Origin of the sequence: uncultured Gimesia sp., assembly GCF_937919775.1 — a bacterium.
In the GTDB taxonomy this organism is placed as follows: Bacteria; Planctomycetota; Planctomycetia; order Planctomycetales; family Planctomycetaceae; genus Gimesia.
The window spans coordinates 1-11,300 of sequence record NZ_CALFPF010000555.1 but is presented as its reverse complement, the minus strand read 5'-3'; the positions used below and the strand labels follow the sequence as shown (position 1 = coordinate 11,300).

The window sequence follows — 11,300 nt, the reverse complement described above, 5'->3', positions numbered from 1 at the left end:
GTCACCGCTGCTAGTGTATTGACTGGTGGTTCCAGTGCTTATTTGACTTTCAGCGCTAACAACTATGATGCTGACGAGTTTGTTGATGTGAATGTTTTGTCGGGAACGTTTGATACCGTCGACAATGTGGTAGATGGAAATGCTCTGAAACGAGATATTGGTTCCGACATTGTTGCCCGAATCAACGGTCAGGTTGCCCAGGGTTCTGGTCTGCAGGCTAACCTGCGGTCGCAACAGCTGGATGCATCATTCTCCTTCACTGCTGCTGCGAACACACTCAACAATACCGCCAGCATTACGATTACCGGTGGTGGTTCACTGTTCCAGATTGGACAGGACGTGTCAGCCGCTGGTCAGGTGGGTATCGGAATTGAAGCTGTGAACACGGCCCGACTGGGTGGTGTTTCCGGTAAACTGTTCGAACTGGGATCAGGCGGCGGTAAGAGTCTGCTTGACGTCGGACCTTCGGTTCCCGGATCTGATCTGGTGAACATCATCGAAGAAGCGGTCAACCGGGTTTCAACACTCCGTGGTCGACTGGGTGCGATTCAGAAGAACGTGATCGAAACCAACGTCTCCTCTCTGGGGGTTGCTTTGGAAAACATTTCTGAAGCTCGCAGCCAGATCGTGGATACCGACTTCGCTGTCGAAACCGCGAATTTGACGAAAGCTCAGATTTTGAACCAGGCTGGTATTTCGGTACTCTCGATTGCCAACCAGAACCCGCAGCAGGTATTGAGCCTCTTGAGATAATCCTCGGGAGAGTCGTTTACCGACTGGCTAAAACTTTTTCTACGAAAACACTATCCATCTTAATGATGGGTAGTGTTTTTTTATTTATATCTGCTGTTCTTCCTATTCTCCCAGATGCCTCGCAGTAAAAGACCTCCATTGATCACGATTTGCCGTTGACAAAAGAAACCGCTTATCTATCTCCCCAGCATGGCCGATACAAACAGAATAACCGGAAAAGTCTATTGAGCGATCCCTGCCAGACAGGTTTCAGCAGCTCCAATTGAAATATTTTCAATTACTACCGTGATTCAAAGAAGATCCTATGCCTTCACTCCAGGAACTATTGGCAACGGCGGTTCAACAGCACCAGGCGGGAAATCTCGCACAGGCAGAAGAACTCTATCGTGAAGTTCTGCTGCACGACCCAAGTCAAGCTGATGCCCTGCATTTACTGGGCGTGGTGTATCTGCATCTCAAACAATATGAAAAAGCCATCGATTTTATCACACGCGCCATTTGTCAGAATGACGGGATTGCTTCGTTTTTTTCGAATCGCGGTGCTGCCTATAAAGGCTTAGGACAATATCAGGACGCGCTGACGAATTATGATCGTGCGCTGGAACTTGAACCTCAAAACCCGGCGTTCATGCTGAATCTGGCAATCACACAGGTTGCTTCCGGAGAAAAAAAACAAGCAATTCAAACTTACCGGAAGGCCATTCAGTTAAAACCCGATTACATCGATGCGCTGATTAATCTCGGAAATCTCTTACAGGAAGAAGAGGATGACCTTGAGGAAGCGATCGCCATTTGCCGGCAAGTTGTGAAACTGGCGCCTCAGGTCCCTACTGCACATTTTAATCTGGCCAATATGCTGGCGAAATCAGAAAAACCGGAGGCTGCCGAAAAATCGTATCAGCAGGCACTACGACTCGCTCCCCATCACCTCGATTCCTTGAAAAACTACGCCGTATTTTTGTCATCACAACAAAAGTACGAATCAGCCATCGCGGTTCTTAGAAAAGCAGTTGTGCAACAGCCGGACAACTGGGAAATTTTAAACAATCTGGGCATCATTTATACCGCGCAGCAAGAATTTGAAACTGCCATCAAATGTTTTCAGAATGCTTTAAAACGAGCGCCTGAAAATTGTGAGATTCTATTTCATCTGGGTAAGGCACAGGAAGCGTCAAAAGCGATTCCTCAAGCACTGATTACGTTTCGCGAAGTTCTGAAAAAACAGCCCAATCACCCCGGAGCTGCATTTCAACTGGGTTCGCTAGTGGCTTCTCTGGGTGATCTGGACTACGCCTATGAGATCTTTCAGAGCCTCTATCAAAGCGATTCGACTAATACAGCGTCCCTATTTGGCATGGGCTCTATCCGCTTGCAACAGAGAAAAATCGGTTCTGCAGTTGGATATTTTGAATCACTGGTGGTTCTGGAGCCAGACCATTTACAATCGCGACTCCATTTGATCGATCTCTACTCTCGACAATTGCGTGATAAAGAAGTTGAGAAGCATGTCGATGAAGCACTCGAATACCATCCTGAAAATGCGGTCCTCTGGAATTATCGAGGCCATGTCCAAAACCGAAATCGCCAGACCAAAAAAGCCCTCAAAAGTTTTTTGCGTGCTATCGAACTGGATAACACTTTTTACCAGACTTACAGTAATCTGGCTTCCATCTATCACGGAATGGGACAGTTTCAAGATGCGAAAGAGGCATTGGAAAAAGCTTATGAATTAAAGCCTCAACCAGAATTCCGCCTTGCGCTGGCCAGTTTATTGCCGCCCATTCCTGCTTCGATGGAAGCGATTCAGGATGTGCGTATTTCATTTATGCAAAAAATCGAGGAGATGCACGCCGATCAAGTGCAGATAGACACATCTATCAAACTGACTCCCGGCACCTTCTATCTGGCCTACCAGGGATTTAACGACCGTCCGATTATCGAACGGATGGCGGAATTATATCAACTGAATAATACACTCAGTTGGGATCAGCAGAACCCGACCGTCGAACGCGATGGTCGCATTCGCATCGGCTTCATTTCCAGCCTGTTCTATAAACATACCATCGGTTCGTTAATGAAAGGAATCATTAAAAACTTTGATCGGGAGAAGTATCATGTGATTACAATTTCGCCCACAAAATATAATGATGAGGTCGCTCAGGAAATCCGGGCGGATTCAGACGAGTACGTTTTTCTGGGAATCGATCTGCAACGCGCCAATCAGGTTTTGCAAAGCCTGGAACTGGATATCCTGTTTTATGCCGACATCGGCATGGATTCGTTTATCTTTTCGCTGGCCACCACACGGCATGCGCCTCTGCAATGCGTAACCTGGGGCCACCCGATTACGACCGGCTTGAACACCATTGATTACTTTATCTCCAGCAAACTGATCGAACCGGAAGACGCACAAGAACACTATACGGAGCGGCTTGTCCAGCTGGATGCACTGCCATCCTATTACTACCGTCCCACTTTGCCCGACAAGATTAAAGCACGAGGCGCATTTGGTCTTTCCGATAACGAACACGTTTATGCCTGCCCCCAAACGCTGTTTAAAATTCATCCCGAATTTGATCAGGTTCTGGCAGGAATTCTACGGAAAGACCCCAAGGCCCGGATTGTCATGATTCGTGACAACATTTCCAAATGGAAAGATTTGCTGGTTGAACGGTTCAATAATTCGTTCCCGGACGTCGTGGATCGGATTCACTGGTTACGTGGGATGGCAACGGCTGACTTCCTGAATCTGATTTATATTTCCGATGTGATGCTCGATCCAATGCACTTTGGAGGAGGAAACACGTCGTACCAGTCAATGGCCATCGGTACGCCCGTCGTGACACTTCCGGCAAAGTATATGCGTGGTCGTGGAATGCTGGCCGTCTATAAAAAAATGGGCATCATGGACTGCGTCGTTTCGTCCATCGACGAATACATCGATCTGGCCTGCCGCATCGGCGTGGATGAACAATTCCGAGATCAACTCCGCCTGAAAATCCTATCCAAAAGCCATCTGGTTTTTGAAGACATCAACACGGTTCGAGAAATGGAAACCTTCTTTGAATCAGCTTTACAACAAGTGGATGCACACAAAACAACTCCTCAATCTCTCACCAGTCTGACAAGCTCGACCTCACACAAGGATCAAAGCATGGATGCTTCCTCAAATAAGACGGAAATTGATGATCACACCAAAATTCTGAATTCAGCCATGCGGAATTATACTTGTCCCGCTTGCGGCTATCATATTGCCGTTCAGTTTTATGATGGTGGTCTGCTGCCGCTAACGACGCTGGCCTGGCCGAAAAGCTGCGAAGAAGCTCAGGCGATGGAACGTCTGCCCCACGATTTCATGCGGTGTGTTGATTGCGGACATATCTCGAACGCTGCCTTCGATTATGCCAAGGTCCCTTATTCCGATAAGCCGAACCTGATGTTCAACAAAGGGGCCATCTGGTCGGAACATCTGCAGAAAGTATGCGATCTGATTGCAGAAACCCTGCCTGAAAACCCGATCGTCGTGGAAATTGGTTGTGGGGAAGGTCATTTACTGCGTTCGCTGGCGAAGAAAATTCCCACAGGAAAATTCATCGGCTTTGACCCGAATGCGGAAATCGAAACAGAAGGCCTGATTGATGCACGGGCCATGTTATTCGAACCGGGAAAACATCTGGCTGAACTTCGTCCCGACTTAATCATCAGCCGGCACGTGTTTGAGCATCTGATGAACCCGCTCGGCTTTGCCCAGGAAGTGGCCTTTGCCGCCAATGTGGCCGAATGTCCGACCAGACTGTTTATCGAAGTCCCCTGCATTGATGGCGTACTTGCCGCGGGGCGTACGGTGGACTTTTTCTATGAACATAACTCCCACTTCACAACTCAGTCGCTGGAACGCCTGTTGACCCGGTGTGCTTCTGCCGTTGATCTGATCGAAACCAGCTACAACGGCGAAGTCATTTACGGGATGGCCAGTTTTCAGCCCCAGGATCACCAGGTGGAACTCGCACGTCAGGCGGTTGCATTTCAGGAAAAAGCCCTGCGGTCGGCGGCCCAACTGGCACTTCAGTTTGAAGACCTTGCAGATTCAGGCAAGCGCGTTGCGATCTGGGGCGGCACGGGAAAAGCAGCCGCGTTTGTGAACCAGAACCAGCTTGATAAAAAACGATTCCCGACCGTCATCGACTCTGACATGAATAAGGTCGGCACGTTTGTGCCGGGCACCGGTCAGGAAATTTTGTTTCGAGATCAATTACTGGAAGAACCCGTTGAGGTCATTTTGATAGCCACCCAATGGCGGGCCGCTGATATTGTACTTGAAATTCAACGCAATCACATTACTTTTGAGACGATCCTGATCGAATACCAGGGGCGACTGATTGATTACTTCCACGACAAGCACCCTTATCGCGGTGAAGAACAGCAGCCGGAGACGAAAGTCCCCCGCCCTCAGTTTCTTACACAGAAAAACAGACAACGTGATGCGATCGAGAACGACTTTACCTAGCAGAACCCGGGGTTCCGTTGCCGTTTCGTAACAGAGCACTTCCCCCAAACAAGATTTCAGACAGGATAGATTATGATCATCTTCAACTTCGGAATTCCGAACTCAGGTACTGACTGGTCACAGGAAGTATTTAAGAAAATCTGGGAAAGCCAGAATTTATCATTTCAGGTCGAAGACGCTAAGACAATGGAAGAGTTGAATCAGATCATCGGTACGATGAACGTGAATGAGCGGATGATTCTCCGGTTTGATCTGTTGACCGAGGAAGCCATTGCAGCCGCTCAGCAGGACGCCGTGCGTCCCTTTTATCATTATCGGGATCCCCGCGATGTCGTCTGTGCCGAGATGGAAAACAGTGAGATTCCTTTTGCAACCGCCGTCGATCAGACCGTCGCCGCGTATCAGGAAATCCATCATGCGCTCTGCCTGCCGGGAATTATGGTGATCCCCTATGAACATATTGCGGGGAATGCCGAAGGACTGATTTTTCAGATGGCGACCAAACTGGGAGTGCTGTTAAAATTGGATGCGATCTCCAAAATCGCCTGTGAGATGCGTGAACTGGTCGCGGAACCGCAGTACGCGGCGGCAGCCACAGCCACGGATTCTCTCACGGCACATTCGGTGCGAATTGATCAAGAGCACACCCAGGAGACTTCCGGCATACAGCCTCTGATTGTCGGAAAATGGCGCGATCAGCTTTCCCAGTCAGAAAAGGCAATGGTCACTCGTTTTTTCAAACCATTAGTCGATCAATTTGGTTACGGCGAATAAAGATTCCACTCAATACGCTCTACCAGGAATGGTAAATCATGCTGCCTGTAAATCAATTATGTACATTGAATTGCCAAACAGAAGGTTTTGAACTTTCAGAAAACCATCTGAATCAATATGCGGAAGAAGGGGTCCTGCTGGTGAAAAACCTGTTCGACCCGGATGAATTTCTGCCGATTCGACAAGATCTGGCAGGACGTCTCAGCCTGCTGGAACGGCACTTTGGTGCTGACGTTTCAGAAAACGCAAATGCGATCACGCAAATCAGCGACCGCCTGACCAGTCTGGAGGAACGTGCTCCCGGAGCGCAGAGTATTCTTTACGATTCCATGAATGCCGCACCTTCGCTGCATGCGATGGGGGCGCATTCGAAGTTGATGGCGATTCTGGAAAAACTGCTCTCGCCTGAAATTTCGATTCATGACCGGTACATTATTTTGATGAGCATGCCCCACGCAGAGTGGCATCTTGCTTCCTGGCATCAGGACTGGTATTACAACGAAGGCCCGTATTCGACCATCACACTGTATGCTCCTTTACAGAAAACCGATCATAAAAACGGCAGCCTGACGTTTGCACTGGGAGAGCACCAGAAGCCGCCGGTGCCTCACGACGAACACGACCACGGCATTACCACCAAGTGGCATTCAATGCCTCCCGAAGTTGTTCGCAGCTACGACCGCGTGGTACCCACAGCTCTGGAAGTGGGAGACGTGCTTTTGTTTCACAGTCTGACTCCGCATACCCCCTGTAAGAACCAGTCGAACTATGTGCGGTTCGTACTGAACTTACGGTATCGCGATCTGAGGGACCCTCAATTCCTGAAAGACGGCTGGCGCATCAAAGAGATCACACGTGCCAGACAGGCCATGCAGCGAACAGCATCCTGAACCAGAGAACAAACATAATCAGACTACGACCTGATTTTTCCAGCAACACTTCATAAAAAGCTGATTTGAAATGGCAGAAAAAAAAGGCCTGTTACGGGGCAACGTCGGTGAGTCACAGAACCAGTCTGCAAGCGACTTAAATGCGCTCAATGCCGTCGAACAGTATTGGGAATCGAGTGTCGGTACGAATTTGAACAAACTGGATGCGTTCACCAAATACGTTTCCCGGCAAGCGATTACCAAATTGATGGCCCGCTACGAAATTTTCAAACAACAACTGGAAGTCAACGGCTCCGTTGTAGAACTGGGCGTGCACCGAGGTGCCAGCCTGATGGCCTGGGCGAATTTCAGCGCGATTCTGGAACCGGTGAATTATCTGCGAAAAATCATCGGCTTCGACACATTTGAAGGTTTCCCCTCATTGAGCGAAAAAGATACCAGCGGGACCAGCGAACACCTCGAAGTGGGCGGGTTTAAGTCGGAAGAAAATGCGATGGAAGATCTGGAAAAAGCGATTCAGCTTTATGATTCGACCCGCTATCTGAATCACATTCCCAAAGTCGAGTTGGTCAAAGGGGACATCAGCGTCACGCTGCCTGAATACCTGAAAAAAAATCAGCATCTGGTCGTCTCCCTGTTACATCTGGATGCAGACCTGTACGAACCCACCAAGGTGGCGTTGGAACTGCTCGTTCCGCGGATGCCCAAAGGGGCCATTATCGCCTTTGATGAACTTAACATGGACTTATTTCCCGGAGAAACGCTGGCAGCGATGGAAACACTCGGGCTTCCCAATTTACGACTCAAGCGGTTTCCGTTTGCCACTTCACTTTCCTATGCGGTGCTCGAATAGAAACCCGACCTGCAAATTCGTCGCAATTGACAAAGTCTCTTGAAATCGCGTCGCTCGACTTGGATCTTCTATCACTCCGCTCAAGCAGCACCCTTTGACTAACCGATATATATTTAGATGCAGTGGTTCGTCGTGCGCAAATTTTTGCCGAGAGTCATTCGCTGACTGGCAGAATCAACATTCGCACTTCGATGACCTGATTTTCAGTCGGCAGATGAAATCACTGCTCACACTTGTGATCTCTGGTGAGGGCCAATCAGCGTTATAGGAAGCAACTACTCAGTCATTCACTAAGACAGGCTTGGTAAACAATGTCAGGCATCAGTTCCGGTGTCGGTCTGGCAACCGGATTAAACATTACGGAAATTGTGGACGCCCTGATCGGCGTGCAGAAGAATGCCCTCGTACGTCTGGCGAATCGTGCATCCGCGTTTGAAGCCACCGAGGGGGGCATCAAAACTCTCGAAGCCAACCTGCTGACGCTGAACTCTGCCGTTCAAAAGCTCAATCTGAAAAGTACCTTTGAAACGCTGAAGGCCACCAGTTCCGACAGCAGTCAATTCAGTGTCGCCGCCAATAGTACAGCCACCTCAGGTTCCTACCAGTTGCAAGGGCTGCGCAAATCGTCGAATCATCAGGTCATTTCCAAAGGATTCGCTGATTCCGATACGACCCCCATTGGAACCGCCACTACCATCACGCTCTCAAATAACGGTAAGCTGAATGAGCCCAAACTGCTGGAAGAACTGAATAATGGTCTGGGCGTTCAACGGGGAAGTATTCGTATTACCGACCGCGATGGTCAGACAGAGGTGATTGACCTGACCAAAACCGTCACTATTGACGATGTTGTTGACGAAATTAATAAGTCTGCCACATCGATTGTCGCCAGTATTGAAGACGATCACCTGGTCTTTACTGATACCGGTTCCGGCACAGGTACGCTTAAAGTCAGCGAAGTGGCCGGCGGTCAAACCGCTGCCGACCTGGGAATTTTGAAGTCGGTCGTTGCTTCTACGTTTGACGGCGATACCGTGTATCGAGTGACCAGTAATTTCAACCTGTCACAAATCAATGATGGAAATGGCATTACAACTGTCGTCGGCTCAGACGATTTTCAGATCATCGCTGCTGACGCATCAACGTTCGACGTCAACCTGGACACTGCCCAGACGGTTGGCGATGTCGTCGATCTGATCAATAATAACAGCTCGAACGGAGGTAAAGTTACTGCAGCGATCGACGTTAACGGAAAATTAGTTCTGACAGACAACACCGTGGGGGCAAGTACATTTGAAGTGACTGCCTTGAACGGTTCATTGACGGCTCGCGAGTTGGGAATTCAAACCGCGGCTCCTGGCGGAACAATCAGCGGCACGCTCTCTGGCGGCTTGGATTCGGTATTACTCAGAAGCTTGAACGGCGGAGTTTCTTCAGGGGGAACGCCTCTGAACGCAGGTCAGGTTAATCTCATCGATGGCGCCGGAGGAAACACCACGATCGATTTTTCCTCTGCGGAAACCCTGAATGACGTGATCAACCTGATCAACGCTAATGGCTCGATTCAAATTGAAGCCAGCCTGAATGATACCAAGACCGGCATTCAGATCAAAGACACCTCTGCTTCTTCTGGTACGTCGATTGAAATCCAGGATGTCACCGGAAATCTGGCCGGTTTTCTGAAAATTGATGCGGTTCTGGGCGACTCAAAACATACTGTCGATTCCGGTTCACTCGATCTGCGCTACATCAACCAGAAAACATCGTTGTCAACTTATGCCAAAAACGGCAAAGCGGTTCCGACCGGCAGCATCCGCATTACCGATCGCACAGGAGTCAGTTTTAATGTCAGTTTGACGGACAAAGAAACGACAAAAACGGTCGGCGATGTACTCACCAAAATTAACGAAGCGGCCGCCACAGCCGGCGCGCAAATCAATGCCCGTCTGAACGATACCGGCGACGGCTTTATCGTGGAAAGTACCGGCGGAAGCAGCTTCGATGTCAAAGTGGAAGAAGTCTCCGGCGGAACCGTGGCCGCAAGCCTGGGTATTAAAGGCTCCGGAACCACCGGTGTTGAAAGCCGCCAGGTCACCACGGTATCGGTCGAAGCTACGGATACGCTTGATGACATCGCAGAAAAAATCAATGCCACCGGTATCGCTTCCGCGACGATTATCGACGACGGCACCGCGTTCAACTCTGCCCGGCTTTCTTTCACTTCTAATCGAGGCGGTAAAGCCGGTGAGCTGATCCTGGAGAGTTCGTACGACTTTGGTTTCACATCCTCCGTTGATGCAGAGGATGCATTAATTCTGATTGGCAGTAATCCCCAAACCTCGTTTTTACTGACGTCATCAACCAACAGTTTTGACGACGCGATTACCGGACTGGAGATCGACTTAAAATCCATAGGCACCTCGGCGGCAACGATCAGCGTTTCCCGTGATACTGCCGGTGTAAAAACAAGTATCAACACCTTTATCTCCGCTTATAACAGTTTTATTGACGCTAAAAACACACTGACGAATTACAATTCGGACACCAATGAACGGGGCGTCCTGAATGGGAATGGTGTGGTTTTAACAACGGTTTCTCGCCTGGAAGGTTTGATCACCAAAAAACTTTCGGTCAGTAACAATACCATCAAAAGTATGTCCGATCTGGGGGTGCAGTTTGGCGGCGATGGAAAACTGACTTTGAACAGCTCCATCCTGGAGCAGGTACTGGCCGACGATCCCAGTGACATAACGGAGTTCTTCCAGCAGGAAGACAAAGGTTTTGCCGTCGTCATGAATGATGTGATCACGGCAATGACCGATCCGTTTACCGGCACGTTCAAGACACAGATCGATGCGTTACAGGCATCGGCACTTGCGATCAACACGCGCGTCGACGATCTGAATACCATTCTGGAAGCCAGACGCGAACGACTCATTCGCCAATTCACATTGCAGGAAACCATTGTAAACCAGTTGAACTCACAACAGACTGCTTTGGAAGCGCTGCAAAATGGTAGTAGCAATTGATCAAACTGGAAAATAACAAGTCACAATTTATCGACGCATTCAAACTAACAGAGGGGCCACCAAGGAGATGAACGGACAAGACTATCTCGAGAATCAGGTTTTGACAGCGCAACCACAGCAGTTACACCTCATGGTTGTCGATGGCGCATTGCGGTTTGCCAGAAAAGCGGCTCAGGCTGCTGAGAATCACCATTTCGAACAGGCACACTTCGCGTTAGACAAAAGCCGCGATCTGGTTGCCGAACTGATTGGCGGACTCGATGGGTCCCACCAACCCGAAATGGTCGAACAACTCAAAGCATTGTTTGTTTTCGTGTATGAAAACTTAAATCATGCTGACGTCAAGCAGGATGCCGGCTATATTCAAAACGCCATAAAAGTCTTGAGTATCCATCGGGAAGCCTGGTGTGAACTTATCGAACAGCTTCAATCCACGGTAACCGAAGAAAATAAAATGTTTCATACCCAGGAATCTTTGAAACGCCCGCATCATA

Annotated in this window: 7 protein-coding genes; all 7 read left to right on the top strand. The window is 49.1% G+C overall.

Annotated elements, in window-relative coordinates; genetic code table 11:
- Positions 1-753 (top strand): flagellin (locus Q0294_RS15985; RefSeq protein WP_299467448.1); only part of this gene is annotated, 753 nt, incomplete at its 5' end.
- A 304-nt stretch (positions 754-1,057) separates the two neighbouring features.
- Positions 1,058-5,260, top strand: coding sequence for a tetratricopeptide repeat protein (locus Q0294_RS15980; protein WP_299467446.1), 4,203 nt, complete (start codon positions 1,058-1,060; stop codon positions 5,258-5,260).
- Positions 5,261-5,332: 72 nt separating this feature from the next.
- Complete coding sequence (locus Q0294_RS15975) at positions 5,333-6,034, top strand: hypothetical protein (RefSeq protein WP_299467444.1); 702 nt, start codon at positions 5,333-5,335, stop codon at positions 6,032-6,034.
- Positions 6,035-6,072: 38 nt separating this feature from the next.
- Positions 6,073-6,924, top strand: a complete 852-nt coding sequence (locus Q0294_RS15970; RefSeq protein ID WP_299467442.1) for a phytanoyl-CoA dioxygenase family protein — start codon at positions 6,073-6,075, stop codon at positions 6,922-6,924.
- Between the two features lie 70 nt (positions 6,925-6,994).
- Positions 6,995-7,777, top strand: a complete 783-nt coding sequence (locus tag Q0294_RS15965) for a class I SAM-dependent methyltransferase (RefSeq protein WP_299467440.1) — start codon at positions 6,995-6,997, stop codon at positions 7,775-7,777.
- 311 nt (positions 7,778-8,088) lie between these two features.
- Positions 8,089-10,806 (top strand): flagellar filament capping protein FliD, encoded by a 2,718-nt coding sequence (fliD, locus tag Q0294_RS15960; protein WP_299467438.1) that lies wholly within the window; start codon positions 8,089-8,091, stop codon positions 10,804-10,806.
- A 67-nt stretch (positions 10,807-10,873) separates the two neighbouring features.
- The coding region (fliS, locus tag Q0294_RS15955) for a flagellar export chaperone FliS (protein ID WP_299467436.1) at positions 10,874-11,300 on the top strand (427 nt) is incomplete at its 3' end.

Coding starts and splice junctions, on each gene's coding strand:
- Q0294_RS15965 (WP_299467440.1), top strand. CDS start 6,995: ATGGCAGAAAAAAAAGGCCTGTTACGGGGCAACGTCGGTGAGTCACAG.
- Q0294_RS15975 (WP_299467444.1), top strand. CDS start 5,333: ATGATCATCTTCAACTTCGGAATTCCGAACTCAGGTACTGACTGGTCA.
- Q0294_RS15970 (WP_299467442.1), top strand. CDS start 6,073: ATGCTGCCTGTAAATCAATTATGTACATTGAATTGCCAAACAGAAGGT.
- fliD (WP_299467438.1), top strand. CDS start 8,089: ATGTCAGGCATCAGTTCCGGTGTCGGTCTGGCAACCGGATTAAACATT.
- Q0294_RS15980 (WP_299467446.1), top strand. CDS start 1,058: ATGCCTTCACTCCAGGAACTATTGGCAACGGCGGTTCAACAGCACCAG.